Here is a 25,376-nt window from a genome sequence, read left to right on the forward strand (position 1 = left end):
CTCATGCGGCAAGCGCATCCGTTGCGGCGATCAATGCTTCTGTATCGCCGACCGGACGGGGGCGGCCGAGAAGGTAGCCCTGCACCTCCGCGAAACCTTCGCGGCGAAGCGCTCGCAGCTGTTCCTCCGTCTCCACGCCCTCGGCCAGCGTCGTGGCGTTGAAGCCCGAGCCGATGCCCACCACGGCGCGGATGATGGCAAGGCTGCCTGCATCCGTCTCGATGCCCGAAACGAAGCTCCGATCGAGCTTGATCTTGTCGAATGCGAAGGAGCGCAGATAGGACAGCGAGGAGTAGCCGGTGCCGAAGTCGTCGATGGCGATCCTGAGGCCCAGCGCCTTCATGGCCCGCAGCAGCGGCAGGCTGTGCGCGACGTCGGTGAGAAAGACGGACTCGGTAATCTCGATCTCCAGCCGTTCCGGCGCAAGACCGCTGTCATCGATCGCCCGGCGCATTGCGTCCAGAAGGCCGGCATCGCGGAACTGCGAGACCGAGAGGTTGACTGCCACCCGCAGGTGCGCAGGCCAGCGGGCAGCCGTCCGACACGCCTCGTTCAGCGCCCATTCGCCGATCGGCACGATCAGGCCGGTTTCCTCGGCGACAGGTATGAAGTCGATCGGTCCCACCAGTCCGCGCTCGGGATGGTTCCAGCGGATCAGCGCCTCGAAACCCGCAAGGTCCGGCCCGTCGATCCGGTAGATCGGCTGGTAGTAGAGTTCGAATTGCCCCTCCTCCAGCGCATGATGCAGCGCCAGCTTCATATCGTGGCGACGCTCGGCTTCCCTGCGCATCTCGGGACGATAGATCCGGAACGTCGAACGCCCGCCCTCCTTGGCGGCATAGAGCGCGAGATCGGCGTCCCGCATGAGCCCGTCATCATCCGCCGAATGCTCCGGAGCGCGGGCGATGCCGATGCTGCACGTCACGTGCTCGGCAGCGCCGTCGAGGTCGAACGGCACACGCAAGGCGGCCAGCAGCCGCTCGGCGACATCTTCCGCCGAACGCCCGTCTGTCAGTTGCAGCACGACAGCGAACTCGTCGCCACCAAGCCGCGCCACAAGATCGCCCTGCCGCACGATGGACAGAAGCCGGTCTCCGACCTGACAGAGCAAAGCATCGCCCGCCGCATGCCCCTTGCTGTCGTTGATGCTCTTGAAGTGATCGATGTCGAGATAGAGCAGCGCAACCGGTGCGTCCTTGGTCGCCGCGAGCGCAGCGCTTCGGATATAATCGCTGAAATAGGCACGATTGGCGAGGCCCGTGAGCGCGTCGTGCATGGCCATGACCACAAGACGCGCCTCGGTCTCCCGCTCCGCCGTTACATCCTGGGAAATGCCGAGAATGTAACGCGGACGACCGCCATTGCAGGCTGGAATGACGCGCTTGGCCGTGCGCAGGATACGTTTTCCGCCCGAACAATCCTCGACCGTCTCCTCAAAGCTGACGGTGCCGGATGTCGCCAGGGCGCGTTCGTCCTGCTTGCGAAACTGCGTCATCTGGCGCTCCGAAAAAACCGTGCGCTCGGAGCCCCCCGCAATCTCTTCGGACGTCGTGCCTAGGATATTGCCGCAGGCGGCGTTGTAGAGCACGTACCGCCCGTCCTGCTCGATGTCCTTGACGAAGACGGCAAGAGGCAGGTTCTCGATGATGCTGTCCAGAAAAGTCTGCGTCTCGGTGACCTGCTGGCGGGCGGCATTGACCTCCGTCTGGTCCTGAACGATAGCAAGGATCGCCTGCCGCCCTTCGAAAGGCAGTTCGCGCCCGTAGGTAAAAACATCGAGCACCGTTCCGTCCGCTTTGAGATGTGTCCATCGTTCCGCCCGATCGACATCGCTGCGTCGCGCCACGGCATCCACCATGCGCTGGCGCTCCGAGGCGGGGCGGATGTCGAGGACGGTCATCTGCTCATAGGCCCGACGGCTGTAGCCGTAGAGATCGACGGCGGCATCGTTGACGATGAGGAAGCGATAGGTCAGCGGGTCGTAGATCCACATCGGCGACGGATGGGTCTGGAATAGAAGACGAAAATCATCCGTCTGCCAAGGCAGGCGTGCGGATGCTGTTGAAGCGCTTGACATCGAAATACCCTGAACCATCATAAGGACGGCAAGTTAGCAACAAAAGCTGAATGAAAACAAAATGATAGTTTAAATCAAAAAATAAGCAAATGCTAAAAAATTGTGCAATTCAGAGGCTGTAGCAGCAGCTATGCCGCAGGCCTTGCGTTCACAAAAATGCGGAATCCGGACACGGAGCACCGTGGCAGCCTTCCCGGCGCTTTTCGGAGTCCGGCTGGAACCTGCAGAAGCCGGCGGCATTCTCACGGTGTATTCCCGCCTGTGCACCTTCCTAAGCGCTGCATCATCCATAACCCGCTCCGGGAGATGAAACCCTTGAAATCCGTTGGACGCATCGCCGAACTCTGGCGCTATCCTGTCAGTTCGCTTGGCGGGGAGCAGGTGGATCACCTCGATATCGCTCACTCAGGCGAAACCGGTAACGTGGAACACGGTGTCGCCGGCAATCGTGCTTTCCTTTTGTTCGACCCGCAGACGCGAGAACCCGCCGCACCGGAATCGAGCGAACGCTGGCGAAAGGCGTTGCATCTCGTCTCGAGGCTGAAAGCGGACGGCATGGCGGAGATCGGCTTTCCCGACGGCACATGGCTGACGCTCGACGCACCTGACCTCGAAGAGCGCCTGGCAGAACATTTTGGCTTCCCCGTCGCAGTTGGCGATACGCGAGGAACGGGGCAGAGCTGGCCGGTGATCGCGCCGCGATACACGGCAAGCCCGCTCCACATCCTTACAACCGCCTCGATGAACGCCATCAGCACAAGCGACCCGGCGCTTGTCGTCGATGTGCGCCGATTTCGCCCGGATATTCTCGTGGAAACGAACGCCGCATCGGGCTTCGTTGAAAACGACTGGATTGGCCGCAAGATGGTGATCGGCACGCTGGAGATCACGGCAACCGAAGGCACGAAGCGCTGTGGAATGACGCTCGCATCGCAGCCGGGCCTGCCGGAACAGCCCGACGTGCTGCGCAGCATCCTGCGTGGCAACAGGCGCAATCTTGGAATCTACGCCGAGATTGTCGCCGGAGGGCGCCTTTCCATCGGCGACGAGGTCTGGGTCGAGACCTAGTGCATTCCCGGTGAACCGTGTTCACCCCGGTGAACACGGTTCACCGGGAATGCACTATCATCTTGTTTCTCCGCATTGTCCGACGCCGAAGCGATCCCGCTTCGGCTGGAAATGCTCCAGATCTCCACCGCTTTACGCGGCGTTCATGTCGAACCCCAAGATACCGTCGGACCTCTCGCCGCCGATATCGCGCAGGATCGCTGCGGAGACGATACCGCCCAGTTCATGGGCACTCGTGATGCCTTGGATAAAGGGTAGCTTGTGCAGCAGGAACGCGATCGATACGCAGTAAAGACGACGGCTGACCGGCGCCTCGAACGTCGGCCGGAAGGCATCGTCCAGGTCCACGCCGCCAGTGCGCACCATTGCCGGCTGGTCCGGCATATCGATCAGTACCGACGAGACGGCCGTCTTCGCCTTTCGCACGAAACCGTGGTTGACGAGGCTTGGAAACGGTATATCGCGCGCTGACAACGTATGCTGTCCGGTTGCATCGATGAAGGACTCGAAGACCTCCTTCCGCCCGTCGAAGATCACGACGGCGCCGCGCTCGACGCTCTCATTGTCGATGTCGGACTCCTGACCCAGACGCAGGACCTCCAGCTTGCCCGCGCGTCGCAGAGCCAGCAGCCGCCGGATCGACTGGTGCGGCACCGTTGCGTAGTCGTCAATGAACACGGTTTTGAAGTGCTTGTGAAACCGCTTGAGATCGTCTTCGTTGAAGTGCGGCACCGCCCGCGCGATGACCTCATGCATACGCAGGATCGCGTAGCGCCAGCCGATCGTGCGCTGGTCCAGTTCGTTCTGCTCAGCCTCGGCAAGGTTCGCCGCCGCCCAGACGAAGGCATCCGCCGCCTCGCGGTCCGCGAAATAGGCCGGCGCCAGCGTCTCTACCGTCAGCATTCCCAGACCGATCCGCCCGGCATAGTCGGGATCGGCGGCGAGGAGTTCGGCACGGAACAGGTCGAAGATCGGATCGAGCAGATCACCCCGGCCGCTGGCAACCAGCGCATCCACCGCCTCCGGCGTGCAGATAGACAAGGGCAGATACGGATAGGGACAATAGAAGTCGGCCTCCGGCAGCACGCCCTTGCGCGACATCAGCGCCGCCGTAAAGGCTTCACTGCCCGTCGCGGGGAAATATTCGAGAGACCCCGCAGCGTCGAGATAAAATGCGCCATGCGCCGTGGCTACCGAGATCAGCGCATCGATGGCGCTGAGCGACGTGCCGAGAATACCGACGCGGCCCGGCGGAATGGTCTTCAGCACAGGCGCCGGCCACGGTGACATGAAATAGCCCGGGCGCGTCTCCGTCGTCTCCGGCCAGTCATGCCCGGTCGCCATGACGACGTGGTCGAACGCATAGTCCTTCTCTCCATCCGGCCCGCTGGCCTTGACGGCGATGTCGGTCGCATGGAGGTCGATGTCGTCGACGCGGTGCAGCGCCTTGATCTCGATCACATGGCCAGCCTTGCGTCCTTCGATGACGCACTGGCGAAACTGGTCCTGGAAGAACTCACCGAGAACGATGCGTGGATAGAAGGCGCGTTCGGCGATGGCACTTCGGACGACATTCATCCGCTCGAGCTCGGTATCCGGCTGGCGGCGCAGCCATGTGACGAGCGTTTCGTAGATGGGTGGCAGCTCGATACTGGCGATATTGGCGAGCATCGCCTGATCGTTGATATCGGGATGGTAGGGCGTCCCCTTGCCAGGATCGGCTTCGCTTTCGAATACGATGATATCGAGCGGGCGCCGCGAGGCGACGAGCCCGTGCAGCGTATAGATACCGGTCGGACCGGACCCGATGATCGCAATTTTGACTGTCATGAAAACACCGGAACTCGACGGTTGAGGAAGAAAACGCATTCGACGGGCGTCGCGGCCAAAGTCCGGGACGACAGGTAACCGAGCCCTGCCGGGAATGTTCCCGCAAGAAGCGTCCGCCGCCGTACCAGCGCACTGACCCACAAGATAGAGCGGGTGGACAGAAAGAAAGGGACGCCTATGTCCGCGGTGAACGCAAGGAGAATGCAAATGCAAAACAAGGCTTTGATCGTAGGCGCCAGCGGCGTGGTCGGCAGCGCTACCGCAAAGGTGCTGGCAGACGCCGGCTGGGACGTAACAGGGCTCGCGCGCAAGCCCGGCCGGCAGGAAAACGTCACGCCGCTCGCAGCCGACCTTCTCGATCCCGCCTCGCTCGGCACGGCGCTGGCGCAGGTCGCGCCGACCCATGTCTTCATTGCGAGCTGGCTGCGTCAGCCGACGGAAGCCGAAAATATCCGTGTGAACGCCGCCATGGTGCGCAACCTGCTCGACGCCCTGCGTCCTGCGGCAAGCGTGCGCCACGTTGCACTCGTTACCGGGCTGAAGCACTATCTCGGTCCGTTCGAAGCATACGGAAAGGGCACACTGCCGCAGACGCCGTTCCGCGAGGAGCAGGACCGCCTCGACATCGAGAACTTCTACTATGCGCAGGAAGACGAGGTCTTCTCCGCTGCCAGCCGCGACGGCTTCAACTGGAGCGTCCATCGCCCCCACACCATCATCGGCAAGGCCGTCGGCAACGCGATGAACATGGGAACGACGCTTGCGGTCTACGCCTCGATCTGCCGCGAAACCGGACGGCCGTTCCGGTTCCCCGGCGTGGAAACCCAGTGGAACGGCCTGACCGACATGACGAGCGCCAGCGTACTCGCCCGCCACATGCTCTGGGCCTCCACCACACCGGAGGCGGCGAACGAAGCGTTCAACGTCGTCAACGGCGACATCTTCCGCTGGAGCTGGATGTGGCAGCGCATCGCTGCGTATTTCGGCATCGAGGCCGCGCCCTTCGATGGCACAGTGCGGCCGCTGGAGCAGCAGATGGCGGATGACGCCGCGATCTGGCGCAGGATCGCCGAACGGGAAAACCTCGTGGAGCACGACATCGACCGGCTCATCTCGCCGTGGCACACGGATGCCGATCTTGGCCGGCCGATCGAGGTCGTCACCGATATGTCGAAGAGCCGCCGCATGGGCTTCACGGTCTACCAGCCGACGGACGATGCTTTCACGGGACTGTTCGACGAGTTACGGAGAGAACGCCTGATCCCCTGAGCGTCGGCAGCAAAGGTGCGAGCCAACGAAATGACACGCCGGGCGTCGCGCATTGCTCTCGCCGCCCGGCGCTGTTAGCCTCCCCCTGAGCATTCGCTGATATGCGAACGCGGACACTTGGAGGGTGGAGACTGGGAGGGTGGACATGGACCAAGAGAAGCAGCGTCTTTTTCTGGAGGACCTTGTGGTCGGGATGCCGTTCAAGAGCGGCACCATCGACATCACGGCTGAGGAAATCCGCAGCTTTGCAAGCCAGTTCGATCCGCAACCGTTTCACCTCGATGACGATGCCGCGCGGTCCACGCTGTTTGGCGGGTTAGCGGCAAGCGGCTGGCATACCGCAGCCCTCACCATGCGCCTGATCGTGGACAGCCTGCCCTTCGATGGCGGCCTTATCGGCACGAGTTGCGAACTTGCCTGGCCGCTGCCGACGCGCCCGGGCGACCGGCTGCATGCGGAAGGCGAGATCGCCGAGATCAATCCGTCCCGATCCAGGCCCGACCGCGGCATCGTGGTCATGCGCAGCCGAACGATGAACCAGGATGGCGGCGTCGTGCAGACGCTGACCGCAAGCCTCCTCGTCTTCCGCCGTCCGGCGACGATTTAGGAAACGGCGCCGTCGGCCCGCACGACATACCGGTCGCGGCCGTTCGCCTTGGCCTCGTAGAGCGCTCTGTCGACGGTCTCCAGCAGCTTTTCCCGGCTGGTGCCGCCCTGTGGCGCGGCGGCAGCCCCCACACTCAGATGCGCCATGACCTCTATACCGTCGACCGGAAACGGCGCCCGGAAGGCATCGACCAGACGGGCAGCGATAATTGTCAGGGCATCCTCGCAGCCGCAATCGGGGAAAAAGATGACGAATTCGTCCCCGCCCATGCGCAGCGGGATATCGCCGGAGCGGATGACGGACCGAATGCGCACGGCCGCCTGCCGCAGCACCTCGTCGCCCGTCTGGTGCCCGTGCCGGTCGTTGATGCCCTTGAAGCCGTCCATGTCGAGATAGGCGGCGCCGAACGGCCGACCCGCTGCAAGCGTCTCGCGCATTTCGCTGTCGACCAGTTCCGGCAAAGCATGCCGATTGTAGAAGCCGGTCATCGGATCCGTCATCGCCGCCAGCCGCAGCGCCTTTTCCCCCTTCACCATCAGGAGATTGGACCGCTGCAACCGGAAAAGCGCGCTGGCGATACGTGCGAACTCGCTGAGCTGACGACGCTCGCGGTCAGCGAGTTCGCGCGGATGCGTATGCATGACGCAAAAGGAACCGACCGTCAGCCCCGGCTCCAGCTCGATCGGCGCGCCGGCATAGGAGCGCAGATGCGGCTCCCCCGCCACGTAGGGCAAGGTCGCCATATCCGGCTCGAGTGTCAGATCGGGAACCACGATGACATTGCCTTCGTGGACGACGTACTGGCAGATAGATTCCTCGCGCGAGCACCTTTCGACGTGGATGCCGGACTGCGCGGTCAAACGCAGCCAGTCCTGATCCACGATATTGACCGCTGCAAAGGCGCATTCGAACACGTCGCGGGCAAGGAAGGCGAGATCCTGAAGTTCGGGCATTGTTTCAACGGCACGGATCCCGATGGAACGAACGGCGGCGAGACGATCGATCTCGTTATCCGGAATGAGGCGCTGTGACAGCAGCTTCCTGCGCCGGTCTTCCTGCATAATAGATCCTTTCCCGCCCTGCGGCGGCATTGCGCCGAATGCACGTCGCCCGGAACCCTGCAGAGGTTCCACAAACGACATGCGCCGGCGTCGTGGCCCGAAGCATCATGCTTCAGGCAGCAAAGCTCCGCCGCGCGGGCGTGCCCTCACCGCGTGCATGGCGCGGCTGAACCAATGTCTCGGCGCCACGCGGGGCGGTGCGCCTGTTGAGCTTGAACAGGCTGACCAGCGCCGCCAGAGCATCCGCACCCTCGGCCAGCGCGCGGCTGATATCCGTCGTCCGCTCGCTCATGCGGCATTCTCCTGCGTCATCCGGTCGAGATCATTGACCGCCTTGTTGATCTCGCGCAAGCCGATCGCCTGTTCTTTCGCCGCAGTTGCGATGGCATCCACGTTCTGATCGATCCGGCGCACGAAGACGTCGATCTCCTGAAGGACCGCTCCCGTCTTGCCGACCAGACGCCGGCATTCAGCGCAAAGAGATTGGTCGGGAAGGCGATCTCGCCGATGATCGGGCTGAAAGCCTGAAAAACGGACTTCGCATCGAACCCGAGAGACTGAGACAAACTGCGCATACGCTTCTCCGTAGTGCCGTCCCGACCCTCTGGGCCGGAGGTTTGTCAGAATCGGATATAAACGTAAAGGAAGGTTTGACTTACATATAGGCATAGCGAAACTTAGCGGCATGCGTACGGTTTACGCTGTGGACAAGAGCAGGATTTTCGCATTTGCCCGTTTCATTTGCAGTTTTCTTTCAATCCTCGACGCCTATTTCCTGCGATGACAGATCCCGACCGGCCGATGTGCCGACAGAACCGCCCCTGCTTCAAAAGGACGAAGAGACCCATGAACTGGCTCAAGACCATCGCCACTGCCGCCATCCTTCACGCCGCCGCCATCGCACCGGCGCTGGCCGGCGAGAACCTGTCTGCCATCACCACGGCCGGCGTGCTGAAGATCGGCACCGAAGGCACCTACGCGCCCTTCACCTTCCATGATGCCAGCGGCAAGCTCGTCGGCTTCGACGTCGAGATCGGCGAAGCCGTCGCCGCCAAGCTCGGCGTCAAGGCGGAGTTCATCGAAGGCAAATGGGACGGGCTGATCGCCGGCATCGACGCCGGTCGCTACGACGCCGTCATCAATCAGGTCGGCATCACGGAGGCGCGCAAGCAGAAGTACGACTTCTCCGAGCCTTACATCGCTTCAAAGGCCGTGCTCATCGTCCGGCAGGACAATGACGACATCAAGGGCTTTGCAGATCTGAAGGGCAAGACCTCGGCACAGTCGCTGAGCAGCAATTTCGGCAAGATCGCCCAGAGCGCCGGCGCCGAACTGGTCGGCACCGACGGCTTCGATCAGTCGATCCAACTCGTGCTCACCCGCCGGGCGGATGCGACGGTCAACGACAGCCTGTCCTTCCTCGACTTCAAGAAGCAGAAGCCCGATGCCCCGGTGAAGATCGCCGCCGAGCAGGACAATGCCGATTATTCCGGTATCATCATCCGCAAGGGCGAGCCGGAACTCCTCGCCGCGATCAACAAGGCACTGACGGACATCAAGGCCGACGGGACATACAAGACGATCTCGGACAAGTATTTCGGCCAGGACGTATCGCGCTGAATGCAGTAGCATTTCCAGACGAAGCATTTCGCTCCGCTCTCGGGAGTGCGGTCGTTGACGACGAAAAGAGCATCTGCAGTGAACGAAGGTTCTCTGCGGGCGCTCTTTTTCGGCATCGCGCAAGTTGAGGAAATACCGTGCCGCACTGGCTGCAACTCATGATCGAATCGCTTCCCGCCCTCCTGTGGGCGGGCGCGAAATTTACGGTCCCCCTTACCCTTCTGTCCTTTTTCCTCGGCGCGATCCTCGGTCTGATCACTGCGGTAACGCGCCTGTTCGCCCCCCTGCCGCTGGCCATGATCGCCCGGTTTTACGTCTGGGTCATCCGTGGCACACCGCTTCTCGTCCAGCTCTTCGTTATCTTCTACGGCCTCCCGAGCGTCGGCATCCTGCTCGACGCATTTCCTGCTGCTTTGATCGGCTTCACGCTGAACGTCGGCGCCTACAGCTCCGAAATCATCCGCGCCGTCATTTCCTCCGTGCCCAAAGGCCAATGGGAGGCAGCTTATTCGATCGGCATGACGTGGAACCAGGCGATGCGGCGCACCATCCTGCCGCAGGCGGCGCGCGTCGCGGTGCCGCCGTTGTCGAACACCTTCATTTCGCTCGTGAAGGATACATCGCTTGCAGCCGCCATCACCGTTCCCGAGCTTTTCCAGTCCGCCCAGCGCATCGTCGCCACGACCTATGAGCCCCTAATCCTCTATATCGAGGCGGCCTTGCTCTATCTCGCGCTCAGTTCCGTGCTGTCCTCGTTGCAGGTGCGGCTGGAGCGGCGTTTCGCGCGCTACGGCGGCATGATGGAGGCCAACCGATGATCGAGCTCCGCCATATCGAAAAGCGCTTCGGCGATGCCGTGATCCTCAAGGATATCAACCTCGCAATTCCCGAAGGCAGCGTAACCGCGCTGATCGGCCCCTCCGGCGGCGGCAAGAGCACGCTGCTGCGTTGCATCAACCTCCTGGAAATCCCGAGCGCCGGCACCATCCGTATCGGCAGCGAGGAGACGACGTTCACGAAAGGCAAGAAGCCCGGCTGGAACGATATACAGAAGATCCGCCAGCAGACCGGCATGGTCTTCCAGAATTTTCAGCTCTTCCCGCATCGCACGGCCATCGAAAACGTGATGGAGAGCCTGACGACCGTGCTGAAATGGCCGGCCGAGAAGGCCCGTGCCCGCGCGATGGAACTGCTGACGAAAGTCGGCATGGCGGAAAAAGCGTCGGCCTGGCCGGCCACGCTCTCCGGCGGGCAGCAGCAGCGCGTGGCTATCGCCCGGGCGCTTGCGCCCTCGCCCCGCGTTCTCCTCTGCGACGAACCCACCTCTGCGCTCGACCCGGAGCTTGCAGCCGAAGTGGTGGACGTGCTGGGCACACTCGCGCGCGAAGGCACCACCATGGTCATGGCCACGCATGACCTGCGCCTGGCCTCGAAGCTCGCCGATCAGGTCATTTTCCTGCAGGCTGGCGATATCGTCGAGGCTGGCCCGGCACGCGCCGTCTTCGACACGCCACAACACCAGCGCACCCGCCAGTTCGTATCGTCGATCAGCGCGGCGCAGGTTCTGTAAGAACGGCACCCCGCTCCGACGCGTCCATCATCGCGCGTCGCAGCTGCCGACTGTTGAGATGGAACGCTTTGATGGACGGCGATGCCGCAGCGTTGATCCGCACATGTGCGGCAACCAGGAACGCATCGGCATTCGCTTCCACGAATGCAAGACAGACCTCCGGTTCGGCAGGCGTTCCTCGCAACGTTCGAAACACGTTCCGATGCACGACGAAGCGGTATTCGCAATCGACGTAAAACTCGACGGCATCGATCTCCGCCCGCCACATGGCGCCCATTTCAGGCATGTCTCGTCTCTCATTTTTCCCGACGCAAACAAGGATAACACGAGGCAGAAAGCAAACGGCAGCCCTTCTATCGTTCAGGCTTCCCATCTAATATAAGGTGCAGCAAGACAGAGCCCGTTTCCTCACGATGGAGTGGACCATGCCGGACATGAACAGCCTGATCGGATTCACGCTCATCGCTCTGGGCATGGCACTGACGCCGGGGCCGAACATGGTCTACCTCGTTTCCCGGTCGATCTGCCAGGGGCCAGCCGCCGGCCTCGTCTCGCTCGGTGGCGTGGCATTGGGCTTCGTCGTCTACATGCTCTGCGCTGCCTTCGGTCTGACAGCCTTGATGCTTGCCGTGCCCTATGCTTATGACGCGTTGCGGTTTGCCGGCGCCATCTACCTGCTCTGGCTGGCATGGCAGGCGGTGCGCCCCGGAGGCGGTTCGCCCTTTCAGGTCCGCAACCTGCCGAAGGATAGCCCGCGCAAGCTCTTCCTCATGGGGTTTGCAACCAGTGTGCTCAACCCGAAGATCGCGGTGATGTACCTCTCGCTGCTGCCGCAATTCATCCATCCCGCCAATGGCAGCGTGCTTGTTCAGGCACTTGTGCTCGGATCGGTCCAGATCGTGGTCAGCGTCGCCGTCAACGCAATGATGTCCTTCTCCGCCGGCTCGATCTCGAATTTCCTGACCGCCAAGCCCGGCTTTGCGACCGTCCAGCGCTGGATCATGGGAACGGTGCTCGCCGGGCTCGCGGTGCGCATGGCAACAGAAGCCCGACGTTGAGACGCTGGCGTGTCGATCAGGGCTCACCGCTTCCGCCGACCGGCCGGAAGAAATGCCGCATTGCCGATGTGCCAGAACACTCTCCAAAGGTTGCATGAAATATTAAATTCAATCCAAGAAGAACATAAAGAAGCAGAATTTTTTCAAAAAATGCGAAAACAAAGGGGAACAAAGGGAACGAACCCGTTCTGGAGTAATTGCTAGATCATATCCAGGAGGCAGAGATATGGTTCAAAATTCCCATTCGTCCGGTTTGGAACGGGACGTTGTAGAGCTCATTCCGGCACTACGCGCCTTTGCATCGCGCTTCTACCGATCGGAAACCGATATCGAGGATCTGGTACAGGAGACGCTTGCCAAGAGCCTCGCCAATATCGACAAGTTCGAGCCGGGGACGCGGCTGAAATCCTGGATGTTCACCATCATGCGCAACACCTTCTGCACGCGCTTCGGCGTCTCGAAGCGGGAGCATGTGGGCTTCGACGATTGCGTCGCGGATCGCTCTTCGGTGGCGGCAACGCAGGAATGGTCCGTCCGCGGCCATGAGCTGGAACGCGCGGTCATGCGCTTGCCCGTGCATTATCGCACGGCCATCCAGTATATCTTCATCGACGGGATCAGTTACGAATCTGCCGCAGCCCGTTGCGATTGCGCACTCGGCACCATGAAAAGTCGCGTCAGTCGGGCCCGCCAGCATCTCGCGCGCGAGTTGGGCGAAGAACTGCGATAAAGGAGCGACTCCAGACACCTAATCGGCCGTGCGGTGCAAATGTGCCGCACCCTCGAGCGCTCCTGCACGCACCTATCGCAAATTCCTGAAACACGTCTCGACCCTGACGGTATTTCCGTCTAAGGGCTGCGGGTCCGCGAACAGACGATGCAACGGCGCATCGTATCCTCCGTCGCGGCAGCATGCCGGAGGACAGGCGCACGATGCGCCAGACCCGGGCCTCTCATTGAGTGGATCGAACGTGCCCCAGTTCAAGGTTCTCGTCATCGGTGATCCGGAAACACTGTCGGAAACGACGCGCTTTGCCTGGCAATCTGCCGACGTGACGCTGGAAGGCCCCGTCGCACCCGATACCATCGACCTTGCAAACGTCAGGGACTGGGCAGGTGCCCTCGTCGACATCTCCGTTCTCGACGAAAGCCTGATGGATCTTCTCGACAGCTTCGACCGGCTGAAACTGCCTTATATCTTCGTCATCGTCGGCACCTCCGTCCCCACGGACGGACCGCAGCCCTATGTGCTTGGCCCGGAGCCGGCCGACATCCGAACGCTCATGCAGGCTCTGCTGAGCGACGACCGGAAGGGCCCCGGCGGCACCGCGCCAGGACCTCATTCCTGAAAAGAATGATCAGTCGGCCCTTCAGGCGCCGACGGGCACGGGCGTCGTTCGGTGTTCGCTTTCCCGAGCGGGACCGGTTTTCGGACGGCGGCGGTCCTTCGTCTCAGTGAGAAACGTCTCGAACCAGTCGATCGTCTTGCGCAATCCCTCGGCAAGCGGCACCGTCGGGCTCCAGCCAAGCAGTGCCTCGGCACGCGTGATGTCGGGCCGGCGGCGCTGCGGGTCATCCTGTGGCAACGGACGGTAGACGATCTCCCCGGCGCAGCGCACCATCGACACCACCATCTCCGCCAGCTCATTGATCGTGAACTCCCCGGGATTGCCGAGATTGACCGGCTGGCCCGGGTTCGGATCGACATTCATGAGGGCGATGAGCCCGCGCACCAGATCGCTCACGAAACAGAACGACCGCGTCTGCTCGCCGCTGCCATAAATGGTGAGCGCATCGCCCGAGAGCGCCTGCACCACCAGATTGGAAACGATGCGCCCGTCATCCGGCTGCATGCGCGGCCCATAGGTGTTGAAGATGCGCGCGACGCGGGCATCGACGCGACCGGCGCGGTAGAGATCGAAGCACAGCGCCTCCGCCGCCCGTTTGCCCTCGTCATAGCAGGCCCGAGGGCCGGTGCAGCTGACATTCCCTCGGTATTCCTCGCGCTGCGGATGCTCCTCCGGATCGCCATAGACCTCGCTGGTCGAGGCCTGCAGCAGCGATGCTCCGTTCACTTCCGCAAGCCGCAGCAGGTTGCCGGTGCCCTGCACGCAGGTCATCATCGTGTGCATCGGATCCGCCTGATACTGCGGCGGCGATGCCGCGCAGGCGAGATTGTAGATCTGGTCGATCGGCTCGTCGATGTCGTTGAGATGGCAGATATCCGCTTCGATCAGCCGGAATGCCGGGTGATTGAGAAGCGGCTGAATATTGGCATGCGAGCCGGTCAGGAAGCTGTCGACACAGAGCACGCGGTGGCCCTGTGCGAGCAGCGCATCGCACAGGTGGGAGCCGACGAACCCGGCACCTCCAGCAACCAGAACGGTCCGCCCGCCGCGCGCGGCCCTGCCGCGACCATCGCCGAAGATTTCGCCATTACGATGAACCTGCACCATGGTGCACCTCCTTTGTCATCACGCTGATCGTCTGTTCGGTATGTGCGCGGCGCTCGTATCTGTGAGTGCCGCAATCAGTTCCCTTGCCCGTGCAAGCCCCGTGTGGTGGCCAAGCACCCGTGTGCGCGCCGCATCCGCAAGCCGGGTCCGCTGCCCGTCGTCCATCCGCGTCAGAGCCGCCACCACATCCTGCGGGCGCTCCGCGATCACGATCGCCTCGCCATCCGGCAGGAGCTCGGACAGGCCGCGCCACGCGTCCGAGATAATCGGCGTCGCGCAGGCGGCGGCTTCGAACAGGCGCACGCTCGGCGACGACCCCGCTGCAATCATGTCCGCCCGCGTCACATTGAGCGTGAACCTCTGACGGCTGTAGAAGCTGGCATGCTCGCTCGGCGGGAGGTGCTCGATGCGCTCGACGTTGACGGGCCAGTCGATATCGTCGGGATATTGCGGTCCCGCCACGACGAAGCGCATCTGCGGCAGAAGACGTGCCGGCTCGATCAGCAGCCGCTCAAGGGTCGGCTGACGATCGGGGCTGTACGTGCCGAGGTAACCGAGATCCCAGAAAGGTGCCTCGCCAGTGGGGCCATAGCGGTCGGCATCCACCGAGCAGAACAACGCGCATGCTTTGCGGGCACCGAAGTCCCGTTCGAGACGCGTCAGCACCTCGCCGCCGGAGAAGGAGAAATAGACGTCGAAAGCCGGGATCTGCCGCCGTGCGAGATACTCCTCGTCGCCACGCACCAGCTTCGCCAGCGTCACCGGCGTGTCGATATCGTAGAAGCAAAGCCGTTTCGGCAGGAGCCCGGCGACCCCGTCGATGACCGCGACACCGTCCGGAACGTAAGACCCGATAATCACCGCATCGGCCGTCGTTATCCGGTCGGCATAGCTGGCCATCAGGCCGTCGAGATTGTCGTAATAGGCCAGTTCGCAGAAATCCGGCTCCGGCAGGTCGCGCTGGCTCGCATACCACGGCACGTCGCGCTCCAGAAACAGCACCCTATGCCCGTCAGCATGCAGCCCGCGAATAAGCGCGCGGAATGTGGTGGCGTGCCCGTTTCCCCAGGACGAGGACAGTGATAGGCCGAGAATGACGATGTCGAGAGGCTGGCTCATTCCGCAGCCTCCAGCCGTGCGGCATGCTGGCGAAACAGCGCGTCCACCTCTTCGGCCCGATGCGTGTAGGTGTGGGCATCGAGCACCCGGGCAAGCGCCTGCCGGCCGATCTCCCGGGCGCGTTCGGTATCCAGCGTCGCCATGATCTCGGCAACGTCCCGTCCGTCGCGGGCAACCAGCACCTCGCTCCCGGGCCTCAGGAACTGGTCGATGCCCTCCCAGTAGTCTGTGATGAGGCAGGCACCCGCACCCGCCGCCTCGAAGACCCGTGTCGCCGGTGAAAAGCCGTTCTGCGCCATGCTGTCGCGAGAGATGTTCAGCACGGCCTTCGGCGTGACGTTGAACGCATTGTGATCGCGCGTCGAAACATGTCCGATCCAGCGAACGTTCGGCGCCATGGGCTTGTCCGTCCACCCCGATCCGCCAAAGAGGAAGGTGCTGGCGGGCGCGGCCTTTGCCGGCTCCAGAAAGAACCGCTCGACGCGGGCCTCGCGATCCGGCAGGCGATTGCCGAGGAAGCCGAGATCGGCGGCGAAACGCGGATCGGGTTCGACGGGATGATGCGTCTGCGGGTCGAGCGCATTGTAGACCGGAATGCAATCGGCAGCCCCCAGCTCGCGATAGGCCCGCACGACGGGGTCGCCCCCGCCATAGGTCAGCACGAGATCGATCTCCTTCAGCGCAGCGCGCAGCGGATGTTCCGGTGCCGACCTCAGTTCCGACAGGGTTGCGGGGGCATCGACATCCCAGAAGATCTTCAGCGCATCCGGCCGCGCCGCCTGCAAAAGGCATGTGAGAAGGAGATCGTCCTCGTATCCCACCCCGCTTGCCTTCACCACGATATCGGCATCCGCAGCCTGCGCCGTCGCAGCCTTCAACGCCTCGATCGTGCCCTCATAGACGACGACGCGGCACCATTCCGGAGGGTCGATATCGCGGTTCTTCTGCCGGTCGTAAACATCGGGCTCGTAGAAGGTTATGTCGTAGCCCTTCTCCGAGAGTGCCCGCAAAAGTCCGCGATAATAGGTTGCCGCACCGTTCCAGTAGGCCGAAACCAGGCTCGATCCATAAAAAGCGATCTTCATTCCGCAGCCTCCCTCACGCCGGCCATGACGCTCTTTTCCATGCTCGAAGGGTCGCGCCTTGCGCTCGATGTCGTTCTCTCCGTGCCATGCCGGTCGAGGATGGCCAGCAGTTCATCGACCCGATGGCGGCACGTGTGGCGGGCGGTGATGGTCTCAAGCCCGGAGCGGGCGAGATCGGCGGCAAGATCCGGATCCGAGAGTACCGTCTTCAGGCACCGCGTCATTTCGGCCCCATCGCGCGCGATCAGATAGTCCTGCCCTGCCCGGAACAGCCCTTCGGCATCGTTCCAAGGAGCGCTGATCAGCGGAATGCCGCAGGCCATGGCTTCGAACGGGCGGATGGTCGGGATACCCGGAAGGTGCGTGACGTAGGGCCGGCGCGGGATATGGACCGTCACCTTGTGGTGGGCAAAGGCGGCGGGCGCCTGCGCATTGGCGATCCAGCCGCCATAGGCGATGCCGGCATCCGCCAGCGCCGCCAGCGCATGGTCGGGATAGCGCACGCCCCGAACGGTCGCCTTCAGGCGTAGCTCCTTGGCAGGCTGCACGAGGAATTCCGCGATCTCCGCCGAGCGCTCGTCATCGCCCCAATTCCCGATCCAGATGAGGTCGCCGGTCTTCTCTACCTCCCGTAGGGGCCGGAACAGCGTGTCGTCAGCCGCCTCGTGCCATGTAAAGACCGATGTGCCCCAGCCGGCGCGCAGATATTGCTCCCGCAAGGTCTCCCCGAAGGCCAGAACCCCGTCATAGCCCGAGAGATCGAGCCCGGCGATATCGCCCTCGGCGGAGACCGCCCGGTGATGGGTATCGTGGAAGAGCAACGTGAAGCCTGCGCCCTTCACCCGCATCTGCCCGAGGCGCGCGACCAGCGCCGGATCGGTCCACTCGTGAACCACGACCACGTCGGCATCATCGACGGCCGCCTCGTGATCGAACGACGCGCCATAGCTGCGCGAAACGAGATCGGGAAAAGTGGCATGAAAATCCGCAATGGCGGCCGGTCCCTGATCCTGCATCAGGTTGTCGCGGCTCCAGGCATCGGCCGGCTCCAGTGCAATGGCCTCATGTCCCCGTCGCACGAGATCGCGCATCACGCCGCGCAGGAAATGCGCATTGCCGTGGTTCCAGTCGGAGACGAGAGAGTGGGTGTAGAAGACGAATTTCATGGGATCACTCCGCTGCCGCGAGATCGTGAGAACGTTTGACGGATGCAATGCGTGTGTAGAGGTCGAGCATGGCATCCGCCTGCGCCGAGGGCGTAAACCGCCGGGCCTTCGCCTGCGCCCGCAGCGCCAGCGCCCGGCGCAGGCGCGGATCGTCCACGAGCCGGTTGACGGCGTCTGAAAAAGCGTCCGGGTCGTGTGGATCGGCAAAGAGCGCAGCACCGTCCCAGAGCTCCCGATAGGTCGGGATATCAGCAAGCACGAGCGCAGCACCCGACCGTGCAGCTTCGAGCGCCGCCAGGCCGAACGGTTCATAAAGCGAGGGCGAAACGACGATGGCTGCGCGCGCCATGCGCTCCATCGTCTCGCGGTGCGACAGTGCGCCCGGCAGCTCGGCATGGCAAAGCGCAACACCCTGTCCGGCCGGCCCCGTCAATGGGCCCGCCATCACCAGCGGCCAGAGCATGGCGGGAGCGGCTGCATCGAGCACCGCGCCATTCTTGCCCTCGTCCCACCAGCGCCCGGCAGCAAACACCATGTCCGCCTTCTCCGGCAGAACGGTCGCCAGCCGGCTCGCATTGGGCACGACGGTCAGGTGGGCCATCGCACCATAGGTCGCCTCGACCAGTGCGCCATGGCTGCGGCTCGGCATGACGACGGCATCCGCACGGCGGAGACCATCTGCGTTGAGCCGCTTCTGCCAGGCCCAGTCTTCGGGCACATCCGTGCCGCGCACGCCGGCAAACCAGGTGACGACGCAGGAATGCGAGACCGCGAGAACAGGTATTCCGGTGCGAAGACCCGCAGCCTGCGACGGCAGGTTGACGTGAACGATATCGACCGCCTGTGCCTCTGCCAGCGCCTCGATCTCGACTGCAACGCCATCGAGTGCACGCGGATCGACCACCGTCCAGTCGAGCGGCGCGTCGAGCCAGTGCAACGCGCCGAGCGCCTGTGCCTCCCGCATCTGCTCGCCGGATGGCCTGGGTCCGAATCCGGCGAAGATCACGGAGACATCGACCGCAGCCAGCGCCGCGGCAAGATCCATCGCATACCGCCAGACGCCCCCGACCGCATCCACGGTCATGAGCACACGGGACACGGGACGTGTCCGCCCGGTCATGCGGGTACCCTTCGCTTTTCGCTCGCCAGCGACCGCCCGGCGAAGCGATGCTCGACCAGCCATTCCGCGAGGTGCTGGAGGCCGTTGCGCCAGCGCACCTTTGCCTGCCAGCCAAGCTCCGCCTCGAGCTTGCGCGTATCGGCGACGAAGAAGAACTGGTCCCCGGCGCGCCAGTCGCCGAACTGCGTTTCGAACGGATGCCCGGTCAGGCCCTCGATCTCGCGGAGAACATTGAGGATGCTCACCGAATTGCGCGGCCCGCCGCCAAGGTTGAAGACGCCGCCCTTCACACGATCGATGCCGTCGAGCACGGCCCTGTAGGCCGCAACGGCGTCATCCACATGCAGGATATCGCGCACCTGTTTGCCGTCGCCATAGATCGAGACCGGCTCGCCCGAGAGCGCCCGGATCAGGAAATGCGCCACCCAGCCCTGGTCTTCCGTACCGAACTGGCGCGGCCCATAGATGCAGCTCATGCGCAGGACCGCTGTCGGCAGACGATAGGATTTCGCATAATCCAGCACATACTGGTCGGCGACGCCCTTCGAGCAGCCATAGGGCGTGCAGAAGTCGAGCGGCCGGCTCTCGCCGATCCCGTGGCTGCGGATCGCGTCGTCCGCCGGCACGTAGCGATCGTCGAGCGTCACCATCTCGACATCTTCCAGCGCGCCATAGACCTTGTTGGTCGAGGCGAAGATCACCGGAGCATCGTGGCCGGCCTTGCGCACGGCTTCGAGCACGTTGATCGTGCCCCGTGCATTCGCCTCGAAATCCTCGAGCGGATGCACAAGGCTCGTCGTCACCGCAGTCTGGGCGGCGAAGTGGAAGACGGCTTTCGCGTCCGCGAACGCAGCTTGAATACCCCTGAGATCGCGCACATCGGCGATGACGGGATGAACCCGCGCGCCGTGCCGATCCGTCAGCCAGGCGAGGTTCTGGTCCACGCCGGGCCGTGCGAGATTGTCGAGTATGACGACATCTTCGCCATCGCGCAGCAGGCTGTCGGCAAGGTTCGAACCGATGAAGCCGCTGCCGCCGGTGATGACAACGGGGCGTGCGCCCTTTGCCACCTGCGGCGAAGCGATGCCCGTCACCTGTTCCAGCCGCTCCACCCCGCCCTCCATCAGGAGGCGGGCGAGAAGTTTCGGCTGGTTCTCATGATCCACGGCCCCCAGATGATAATGCCGCGGATCGAACCATAGCCCTTCCTGCACGGCGACATCCGGCGGCACATCGCGCCAGGAATACCAGTACATCCGGTCGGCCGGCACGGAGAGGGCCTTGACGAAGCGCCGCGCCTGCTCGACCTCGTCCTTGCGCCAGGTAGAATAGCCAGTCTCCGTAATCCAGACTTCCGCTTTCGGATTGTACCGGTCGAGGATGCGCCGGGTTTCGCCCAGATGCATGTCCCACCCGCCCCAGGTGCCCGCCTCGCTATCCCAGGTGCCGGGGAAGCCGTGAAAACCGACGGCGTCCACGACATTCAGCACGCCGCGCTCGCCCATCAGGTTCAGCCAGAACGGATCGAACGGGCAAGGGCCGCCGAGCACCGGCTTGAAGCCGCGCTGCTGCGCCCAATAGGCGGCACCGCCGACCATTTCGCAGAAGAGCTGGAAATCGCCGTCTTCCCGCCAGTCCCAGTCGAGCAGATTGTTGGGCTCGTTCCACAACTCGACGTGGCGGAAATGCGCGCCGTAGCGCGTCAGCACATGATCGACGAAATCCGCATAGGCCTTCAGCTCGACAGGCGCGCCGGACGAGCGGCCGGTTCGCGACATCGATGGCGGCGTATAATGGATGCAGGGAAGGAGATCGATCTGGCTGCCGACTTTCGGAATCAACCAGTCGAACCACTCCTGCCCGCCCGGCGCCAGATATTCCGCCCAGGAAAGATGCGTGCGCAGATAGCTGGCGCCGCTTGCGAGAATGTCAGGCAGGATCTCTTCCGTGCGCGCATATTCGCCCGGGCGAAACCACTCGGCAAATCCGTAAGTCCGCCCCTGTGCGCTCCTCATGTCGTCGCGCGGCGCCGTCATGATACGAGGCCTCGCTCTTCCAGCTGCTTGCGCATCTCCGCGCCACGGTCGATCGCGCCCGTGCTGCGCACCCATTCGGCAAAGGGCCCAAGCGAGTTTTCGAGGCGATAGGCAGGGTCGAAGCCGAGAAGTTCGCGCGCCTTGGAGATATCGGCAAAGCAGTTGCGGATGTCGCCGGAGCGGGCCTTGCGCAGAATATCCGGCTTTATGTCAGGCACGCCCATGGCCTCGGCCAGCAGACTGGCGACCTCGGCGATCGTATAGGCCTGCCCGCTGCCGATGTTGATGACGTGACCGGGAGCCTGCGGTTGCTCCAGTGCCAGCCGGAAGGCCCGCGCCACATCCCGCACATGCACGAAATCGCGCCGCTGCGCGCCGTCCTCGAAGATCATCGGCGGCTGATCGTTGGCAAGGCGGGAGGCGAAATTGGCGAGCACCCCGGTATAGGGGTTGGAAAGCGCCTGCCCCGCGCCGAACACGTTGAAGAGACGCAGTGCCACCGCTTCGACGCCATAGGCCTCGCCGAAGATGAGAACCTGTTTTTCCTGCGTATATTTGGTGAGCGCGTAGATGGAGGCGAGATCGACCGGCTTCTCCTCGTCGGTGGCAACAGGCATGAGCGCCTGCCCGTCGGGTCCCTGCAGATCCCAGCGCCCGGCCTTGATGTCGCTTCCCTTACGGCGCACCAGCCCCTGCGCCTCGCCAGAGGCCGTCTCGTAACGGCCCTCGCCATAGACGCTCATGGACGAGGCGACGACGATGCGCCGGATCGGCATGTCGATCATGGCCTCCAGAAGAACCGCCGTACCGAGATCGTTGCCGCCGACATAGCGGGCGATTTCGTACATGGACTGGCCCACGCCCACTTCGGCCGCGAGATGCAGCACACCGTCGACGCCGTCGAGCGCCGCCTTCACGGCCGCCTTGTCGCGCACGTCGGCGCGGATCACCTCGGCCGCATCGGGCACGGACGCTTCGGCGTCGGCATGCACCTGATCGATCATCGCATCGAGAATGCGTACCTCGTAGCCATTCTCCAGAAGCTCTTCCGTGACGTGGCGGCCGATAAAGCCGCAACCGCCTGTGACGAGAATCTTTGCCATCGAATACTCCGCTTGCTAAACCACTCTCTCGATGGCGCCCCGAACAGGGCGATCACGCGAAAGTTCCTTCTTCAAGAACTTCTTTGTCATCTTTTTCTTCTCCTCCGCTGCGTGTCCCCGCAGAAGCGCCGCCTCTCTTCCCCGGCTCATCATCTTCTTCTGCATCTTCAGGAACTCTGGCCATCTTACCCGGTTCGGCGCGCTTCAGAGAACAGGAGCATGCGATGAACATCATGGCGAAACCGACAGTGCAGACGATGCAGGCCGCCATCGTCACAGGTCCGGGCGTGGTCGAGATCGAGAGCCTGCCCGTACCGGAACCGGGTGCCGGAGAGGTCCGAATCCGGCTTGAGGGCTGCGGCGTCTGCGCCTCCAATCTCGTGCCCTGGTCCGGGCCGGACTGGATGACGTTTCCGACCGAGCCGGGCGGGCTTGGCCATGAGGGCTGGGGCGTAATCGACGCCATCGGACCTGGCGTAAGCGGGCTCAGGCCGGGAGATCGCGTGGCGGCGCTGAGCTATCACGCCTATGCCACGCACGATATCGCAAGCGCCGACATGGTCGTTCCGCTACCGGCAGCGCTCGACGGACAACCTTTTCCCGGCGAACCGCTCGGCTGCGCCATCAACATCTTCCGTCGCGCGGGGATCGAGGCTGGCATGACGGTCGCCATTGTCGGAAGCGGCTTTCTGGGCGCGCTCCTCACGCAGTTGGCCTCGAAGGCAGGCGCCCGCGTCATCGCCATTTCGCGCCGGCAGACGTCGCTCGATGTCGCCCGCCGCATGGGTGCTGCCGAGGTGATCGAGATGCGGGACCATTGGGAGATCATCGAACAGGTCCGCGCACTCACGGAGGGCCGCTTCTGCGACCGCGTCATCGAAGCCGTCGGCAAACAATGGCCGCTCGACCTTGCGGGCGAGCTCACGGCGGAACGCGGCCGTCTCGTCATCGCCGGCTACCATCAGGACGGGCCGCGGCAGGTGAACATGCAGCTCTGGAACTGGCGCGGCCTCGACGTGATCAACGCGCATGAGCGCGATCCGCAGATCTATATCGAGGGCATCCGCGCCGCTGTCGAGGCCGTGGCCGACGGCAGCCTCGACCCCTCGCCGCTCTACACCCATCGCTTCCCCTTGAGCGATCTCGCCAAGGCGCTCGACGCGACCCGCGACCGGCCGGACGGCTTCCTCAAGGCGCTGATGGTGATGGCATGAACGTGATGACACCGCAGATGGACATGAAGAACACATCCCGGCCGCTGCGCCTTGGCTTCCTCGGCACCGGCTGGATCGGTCGCCACCGCATGAAAGCGATCCTCGATACAGGGCTTGCAACGGCCGCAGCCATCGCCGACCCCTCGCCCGAAATGGCCGCGGCAGCCCTGCAGCTCGCGCCGGAAGCCCGATATATAGAGGACGTCGACCGCCTGATCGAAGAGGATCTCGACGGCATCGTCATCGCCACGCCCAGTGCTGCCCATGCCGAACAGTCGATCATGGCCCTGAAGAAAGGTAAGGCCGTCTTCTGCCAGAAACCGCTCGGTCGTTCGGCAGAGGAAGTCCGCGCCGTGGTGGAGGCCGCCCGCACCGCCGACCGCCTGCTCGGCGTCGATCTCTCCTACCGGCATACGGCCGCCGTCCGCGCCATCCGGCAGCTTATCGACACGAACGCGCTCGGCTCGGTCTTTGCCGTCGATCTCACATTTCACAACGCCTATGGCCCGGACAAGCCGTGGTTCTACGACCGGACGCTGTCAGGCGGTGGCTGCGTCATCGATCTCGGCGTGCATATGGTGGATCTCGCCCTCTGGTCCCTCGGCTTTCCCAAGGTCGCGGCCGTCTCGAGCCATCTGATGAAGGACGGGCAGCCCCTTGCCCCTGAGGATGTCGAGGATTTCGCTGTGGCGACGCTGACGCTGGAAACGGGCGCGGTCCTCAGGCTTGCCTGTTCCTGGAAGTTGCAGGCCGGCTGCGATGCGGTGATCGGCGCGAGCTTCTACGGTCGGGAGGGCGGCGCCGGTTTCCGCAATGTCGACGGCTCGTTCTACGACTTCACGAGTGAACGCTACGCCGGCACGAATGTGGAAACGCTAACCCGCGCGCCGGACGACTGGGGCGGCCGGGCGGCGGCCGACTGGGTGCGCCGCCTGTCGCAGGGCGATCGTTTCGATCCGGCAGCGGAGCAGTTCATCGTGGTCGCGGACGTCCTCGATCGGATCTATGCCGGAAGATGAAGACGTCTAACGCTGCGACGCCACGAGCGAGAAGAAGGCGCCCTGCGGATCGATCGCATTGACGATATAGGCCGGGCCGGGAACCTCCATCGGCCCGTTGATGACGCTGCCGCCTCCGGCCACAAGCCGGGAGACGGCGTCATCGAGCCTTTCGACCGTGATGTAAGCCGCCCAATGCGCTTTCGGCATCTGCGGCAGGCGCGTCATCATGCCGCCGACCGCCTGCCCTTCACACGCGAAGATGCGGTAGATGCCGAGGTCGCCCATATCCATGTCGTGATCGACCGTCCAGCCGAACACATCTGCGTAGAAGGCAAAGGCCGCCTCGCAATCATCCGCATAGAGTTCGTACCAACCGAATTGCCCGGGGGTCGTCGGGGGCACGGCGCGTGGCGGCACGTCCATCGGCTCCGGCGTCATGATGCAGAGCACCGCCCCGTGCGGATCGGCGATGACGGCGAAGCGGCCGATCTCCGGAATATCCTCGGGCGGCCGGCGGATCGTACCGCCCAAAGCCGCGACCCTCGCCACCGTGGCATCGCAGTCGGAAACGGAAACATAGGCCGTCCAGTTCGGCGGCACGTTCTCCGCCAGCAACTCCGGCGGGATGGACATCATGCCGGCAATGCCGACCCGACCGCCGCCCTCGGGCCGCGCAGTCTCAAAGACGCTGTAATCGTAGGTGGCCATCTCTACCGTCGTCCAGCCAACCACATCGCTGTAGAACGCCGCGGCAGCCGGCCGGTCGGTCGTCATCAGTTCGGTCCAGATGAACGTTCCATGCTCTTCCAACATCGTGCCATCCTGCAATCATCATGCCTCGGGATGCATCATGGCACTCTTCGCCGTCACGATCAAATGCACGCGCATAGCGGGAAATCCCCGCCATTTACACGAA

General features: G+C 63.4%; 24 protein-coding genes and 1 pseudogene. 11 read left to right on the forward strand and 14 right to left on the reverse strand.

The window, feature by feature from the left end; all coding sequences use genetic code 11:
- Window position 1 precedes the first annotated feature (1 nt).
- Window positions 2-2,077, reverse strand: a complete 2,076-nt coding sequence (locus tag BSG19_RS04570) for a putative bifunctional diguanylate cyclase/phosphodiesterase (protein ID WP_092985198.1) — start codon at window positions 2,075-2,077, stop codon at window positions 2-4.
- A gap of 315 nt (window positions 2,078-2,392) precedes the next feature.
- On the opposite strand from BSG19_RS04570, the gene BSG19_RS04575 reads away from it, so the two are divergent.
- The gene (locus BSG19_RS04575; protein WP_170865858.1) at window positions 2,393-3,145 is read left to right on the forward strand and encodes an MOSC domain-containing protein; all 753 of its coding nucleotides are present in this window, start codon (window positions 2,393-2,395) and stop codon (window positions 3,143-3,145) included.
- Between the two features lie 132 nt (window positions 3,146-3,277).
- On the opposite strand, the gene BSG19_RS04580 is transcribed toward BSG19_RS04575, so the two are convergent.
- Complete coding sequence (locus BSG19_RS04580) at window positions 3,278-4,975, reverse strand: FAD/NAD(P)-binding protein (protein ID WP_092985202.1); 1,698 nt, start codon at window positions 4,973-4,975, stop codon at window positions 3,278-3,280.
- A gap of 207 nt (window positions 4,976-5,182) precedes the next feature.
- Between BSG19_RS04580 and BSG19_RS04585 the strand changes: the two genes are divergently transcribed.
- Both BSG19_RS04585 and BSG19_RS04590 read left to right on the forward strand, forming a co-directional pair.
- A complete protein-coding gene (locus tag BSG19_RS04585) occupies window positions 5,183-6,244 on the forward strand; it encodes an SDR family oxidoreductase (RefSeq protein WP_092985204.1) in 1,062 nt (353 codons plus the stop codon).
- Window positions 6,245-6,389: 145 nt separating this feature from the next.
- Window positions 6,390-6,851 carry a MaoC family dehydratase gene (locus BSG19_RS04590; RefSeq protein ID WP_092985205.1) on the forward strand — a complete coding sequence of 154 codons (462 nt, stop codon included), beginning with the start codon at window positions 6,390-6,392 and terminating at the stop codon, window positions 6,849-6,851.
- Here the strand turns inward: BSG19_RS04590 and BSG19_RS04595 are convergent.
- Window positions 6,848-7,912, reverse strand: a complete 1,065-nt coding sequence (locus BSG19_RS04595) for a GGDEF domain-containing protein (RefSeq protein ID WP_348272120.1) — start codon at window positions 7,910-7,912, stop codon at window positions 6,848-6,850. The two genes, BSG19_RS04590 and BSG19_RS04595, sit on opposite strands and share 4 nt — an antisense overlap.
- Window positions 7,913-8,024: 112 nt before the next feature.
- Window positions 8,025-8,374 (reverse strand): annotated as a pseudogene (locus BSG19_RS04600) (chemotaxis protein); the annotation flags it as partial.
- 384 nt (window positions 8,375-8,758) lie between these two features.
- Here BSG19_RS04600 and BSG19_RS04605 point away from each other — a divergent pair.
- From BSG19_RS04605 to BSG19_RS04615, 3 genes are all read left to right on the forward strand, one after another.
- Entirely contained in the window at window positions 8,759-9,532 is a 774-nt protein-coding gene (locus tag BSG19_RS04605) for an amino acid ABC transporter substrate-binding protein (RefSeq protein ID WP_092985207.1), read from the forward strand.
- A gap of 137 nt (window positions 9,533-9,669) precedes the next feature.
- Entirely contained in the window at window positions 9,670-10,350 is a 681-nt protein-coding gene (locus BSG19_RS04610; RefSeq protein ID WP_092985209.1) for an ABC transporter permease subunit, read from the forward strand.
- A complete protein-coding gene (locus BSG19_RS04615; protein ID WP_092985211.1) occupies window positions 10,347-11,102 on the forward strand; it encodes an amino acid ABC transporter ATP-binding protein in 756 nt (251 codons plus the stop codon). Before BSG19_RS04610 ends, BSG19_RS04615 begins: the two co-directional genes overlap by 4 nt.
- Here BSG19_RS04615 and BSG19_RS04620 read toward each other — a convergent pair.
- The gene (locus BSG19_RS04620) at window positions 11,080-11,388 is read right to left on the reverse strand and encodes a hypothetical protein (protein WP_139274727.1); all 309 of its coding nucleotides are present in this window, start codon (window positions 11,386-11,388) and stop codon (window positions 11,080-11,082) included. The genes BSG19_RS04615 and BSG19_RS04620 overlap by 23 nt on opposite strands.
- Window positions 11,389-11,527: 139 nt before the next feature.
- Between BSG19_RS04620 and BSG19_RS04625 the strand changes: the two genes are divergently transcribed.
- The 3 genes from BSG19_RS04625 (at window position 11,528) to BSG19_RS04635 (ending at window position 13,509) form a co-directional block, all read left to right on the forward strand.
- Window positions 11,528-12,160 carry a LysE family translocator gene (locus BSG19_RS04625; protein ID WP_092985215.1) on the forward strand — a complete coding sequence of 211 codons (633 nt, stop codon included), beginning with the start codon at window positions 11,528-11,530 and terminating at the stop codon, window positions 12,158-12,160.
- A gap of 226 nt (window positions 12,161-12,386) precedes the next feature.
- The gene (locus BSG19_RS04630; protein WP_092985217.1) at window positions 12,387-12,890 is read left to right on the forward strand and encodes a sigma-70 family RNA polymerase sigma factor; all 504 of its coding nucleotides are present in this window, start codon (window positions 12,387-12,389) and stop codon (window positions 12,888-12,890) included.
- Window positions 12,891-13,131: 241 nt separating this feature from the next.
- Window positions 13,132-13,509 (forward strand): hypothetical protein, encoded by a 378-nt coding sequence (locus BSG19_RS04635; protein WP_092985219.1) that lies wholly within the window; start codon window positions 13,132-13,134, stop codon window positions 13,507-13,509.
- 21 nt (window positions 13,510-13,530) lie between these two features.
- Here BSG19_RS04635 and BSG19_RS04640 read toward each other — a convergent pair whose 3' ends face one another.
- From BSG19_RS04640 to BSG19_RS25660, 8 genes are read right to left on the reverse strand one after another with little or no spacing between them, the layout of a single operon-like run.
- Window positions 13,531-14,616: a UDP-glucuronic acid decarboxylase family protein gene (locus tag BSG19_RS04640; RefSeq protein WP_092985221.1), complete on the reverse strand. Its 1,086-nt coding sequence runs from the start codon at window positions 14,614-14,616 to the stop codon at window positions 13,531-13,533.
- An 18-nt stretch (window positions 14,617-14,634) separates the two neighbouring features.
- The gene (locus tag BSG19_RS04645; RefSeq protein ID WP_092985223.1) at window positions 14,635-15,735 is read right to left on the reverse strand and encodes a CgeB family protein; all 1,101 of its coding nucleotides are present in this window, start codon (window positions 15,733-15,735) and stop codon (window positions 14,635-14,637) included.
- The gene (locus BSG19_RS04650) at window positions 15,732-16,820 is read right to left on the reverse strand and encodes a CgeB family protein (RefSeq protein WP_092985225.1); all 1,089 of its coding nucleotides are present in this window, start codon (window positions 16,818-16,820) and stop codon (window positions 15,732-15,734) included. The genes BSG19_RS04645 and BSG19_RS04650 overlap by 4 nt, the downstream gene beginning before the upstream one ends.
- Window positions 16,817-17,986: a CgeB family protein gene (locus BSG19_RS04655; protein WP_092985227.1), complete on the reverse strand. Its 1,170-nt coding sequence runs from the start codon at window positions 17,984-17,986 to the stop codon at window positions 16,817-16,819. The genes BSG19_RS04650 and BSG19_RS04655 overlap by 4 nt, the downstream gene beginning before the upstream one ends.
- A gap of 4 nt (window positions 17,987-17,990) precedes the next feature.
- Window positions 17,991-19,070 (reverse strand): glycosyltransferase family 4 protein, encoded by a 1,080-nt coding sequence (locus BSG19_RS04660; RefSeq protein ID WP_092985641.1) that lies wholly within the window; start codon window positions 19,068-19,070, stop codon window positions 17,991-17,993.
- Between the two features lie 32 nt (window positions 19,071-19,102).
- A complete protein-coding gene (locus BSG19_RS04665; protein WP_092985229.1) occupies window positions 19,103-21,142 on the reverse strand; it encodes an NAD-dependent epimerase/dehydratase family protein in 2,040 nt (679 codons plus the stop codon).
- Window positions 21,139-22,245, reverse strand: a complete 1,107-nt coding sequence (locus BSG19_RS04670) for an NAD-dependent epimerase/dehydratase family protein (RefSeq protein ID WP_092985231.1) — start codon at window positions 22,243-22,245, stop codon at window positions 21,139-21,141. The genes BSG19_RS04665 and BSG19_RS04670 overlap by 4 nt, the downstream gene beginning before the upstream one ends.
- Window positions 22,246-22,297: 52 nt before the next feature.
- Window positions 22,298-22,480 carry a hypothetical protein gene (locus tag BSG19_RS25660; RefSeq protein WP_139274728.1) on the reverse strand — a complete coding sequence of 61 codons (183 nt, stop codon included), beginning with the start codon at window positions 22,478-22,480 and terminating at the stop codon, window positions 22,298-22,300.
- On the opposite strand from BSG19_RS25660, the gene BSG19_RS04675 reads away from it, so the two are divergent.
- Together BSG19_RS04675 and BSG19_RS04680 are read left to right on the forward strand one after the other, a co-directional pair.
- Window positions 22,470-23,459: an MDR/zinc-dependent alcohol dehydrogenase-like family protein gene (locus BSG19_RS04675; RefSeq protein WP_092985233.1), complete on the forward strand. Its 990-nt coding sequence runs from the start codon at window positions 22,470-22,472 to the stop codon at window positions 23,457-23,459. The genes BSG19_RS25660 and BSG19_RS04675 overlap by 11 nt on opposite strands.
- Window positions 23,456-24,478: a Gfo/Idh/MocA family protein gene (locus tag BSG19_RS04680; RefSeq protein ID WP_244529084.1), complete on the forward strand. Its 1,023-nt coding sequence runs from the start codon at window positions 23,456-23,458 to the stop codon at window positions 24,476-24,478. The genes BSG19_RS04675 and BSG19_RS04680 overlap by 4 nt, the downstream gene beginning before the upstream one ends.
- 6 nt (window positions 24,479-24,484) lie before the next feature.
- Here the strand turns inward: BSG19_RS04680 and BSG19_RS04685 are convergent, their stop codons facing one another.
- Window positions 24,485-25,273 carry a VOC family protein gene (locus tag BSG19_RS04685; protein ID WP_092985235.1) on the reverse strand — a complete coding sequence of 263 codons (789 nt, stop codon included), beginning with the start codon at window positions 25,271-25,273 and terminating at the stop codon, window positions 24,485-24,487.
- Window positions 25,274-25,376 lie beyond the last annotated feature (103 nt).

Origin of the sequence: Rhizobium sp. NFR03 (assembly GCF_900111275.1) — a bacterium.
Taxonomy (GTDB): domain Bacteria; phylum Pseudomonadota; class Alphaproteobacteria; order Rhizobiales; family Rhizobiaceae; genus Ferranicluibacter.

Excerpts from the sequence above, each read along its gene's own strand:
- BSG19_RS04665 (WP_092985229.1), bottom strand. The coding sequence starts at position 21,142 with ATGACGGCGCCGCGCGACGACATGAGGAGCGCACAGGGGCGGACTTAC.
- BSG19_RS04670 (WP_092985231.1), bottom strand. The coding sequence starts at position 22,245 with ATGGCAAAGATTCTCGTCACAGGCGGTTGCGGCTTTATCGGCCGCCAC.
- BSG19_RS04615 (WP_092985211.1), top strand. The coding sequence starts at position 10,347 with ATGATCGAGCTCCGCCATATCGAAAAGCGCTTCGGCGATGCCGTGATC.
- BSG19_RS04645 (WP_092985223.1), bottom strand. The coding sequence starts at position 15,735 with ATGAGCCAGCCTCTCGACATCGTCATTCTCGGCCTATCACTGTCCTCG.
- BSG19_RS04675 (WP_092985233.1), top strand. The coding sequence starts at position 22,470 with ATGAACATCATGGCGAAACCGACAGTGCAGACGATGCAGGCCGCCATC.
- BSG19_RS04640 (WP_092985221.1), bottom strand. The coding sequence starts at position 14,616 with ATGGTGCAGGTTCATCGTAATGGCGAAATCTTCGGCGATGGTCGCGGC.
- BSG19_RS04650 (WP_092985225.1), bottom strand. The coding sequence starts at position 16,820 with ATGAAGATCGCTTTTTATGGATCGAGCCTGGTTTCGGCCTACTGGAAC.
- BSG19_RS04585 (WP_092985204.1), top strand. The coding sequence starts at position 5,183 with ATGCAAAACAAGGCTTTGATCGTAGGCGCCAGCGGCGTGGTCGGCAGC.
- BSG19_RS04680 (WP_244529084.1), top strand. The coding sequence starts at position 23,456 with ATGAACGTGATGACACCGCAGATGGACATGAAGAACACATCCCGGCCG.
- BSG19_RS04605 (WP_092985207.1), top strand. The coding sequence starts at position 8,759 with ATGAACTGGCTCAAGACCATCGCCACTGCCGCCATCCTTCACGCCGCC.
- BSG19_RS04570 (WP_092985198.1), bottom strand. The coding sequence starts at position 2,077 with ATGTCAAGCGCTTCAACAGCATCCGCACGCCTGCCTTGGCAGACGGAT.
- BSG19_RS04660 (WP_092985641.1), bottom strand. The coding sequence starts at position 19,070 with ATGACCGTGGATGCGGTCGGGGGCGTCTGGCGGTATGCGATGGATCTT.
- BSG19_RS04580 (WP_092985202.1), bottom strand. The coding sequence starts at position 4,975 with ATGACAGTCAAAATTGCGATCATCGGGTCCGGTCCGACCGGTATCTAT.
- BSG19_RS04630 (WP_092985217.1), top strand. The coding sequence starts at position 12,387 with ATGGTTCAAAATTCCCATTCGTCCGGTTTGGAACGGGACGTTGTAGAG.
- BSG19_RS04655 (WP_092985227.1), bottom strand. The coding sequence starts at position 17,986 with ATGAAATTCGTCTTCTACACCCACTCTCTCGTCTCCGACTGGAACCAC.
- BSG19_RS04590 (WP_092985205.1), top strand. The coding sequence starts at position 6,390 with ATGGACCAAGAGAAGCAGCGTCTTTTTCTGGAGGACCTTGTGGTCGGG.
- BSG19_RS25660 (WP_139274728.1), bottom strand. The coding sequence starts at position 22,480 with ATGATGTTCATCGCATGCTCCTGTTCTCTGAAGCGCGCCGAACCGGGT.
- BSG19_RS04620 (WP_139274727.1), bottom strand. The coding sequence starts at position 11,388 with ATGCCTGAAATGGGCGCCATGTGGCGGGCGGAGATCGATGCCGTCGAG.
- BSG19_RS04625 (WP_092985215.1), top strand. The coding sequence starts at position 11,528 with ATGCCGGACATGAACAGCCTGATCGGATTCACGCTCATCGCTCTGGGC.
- BSG19_RS04595 (WP_348272120.1), bottom strand. The coding sequence starts at position 7,912 with ATGCAGGAAGACCGGCGCAGGAAGCTGCTGTCACAGCGCCTCATTCCG.
- BSG19_RS04685 (WP_092985235.1), bottom strand. The coding sequence starts at position 25,273 with ATGTTGGAAGAGCATGGAACGTTCATCTGGACCGAACTGATGACGACC.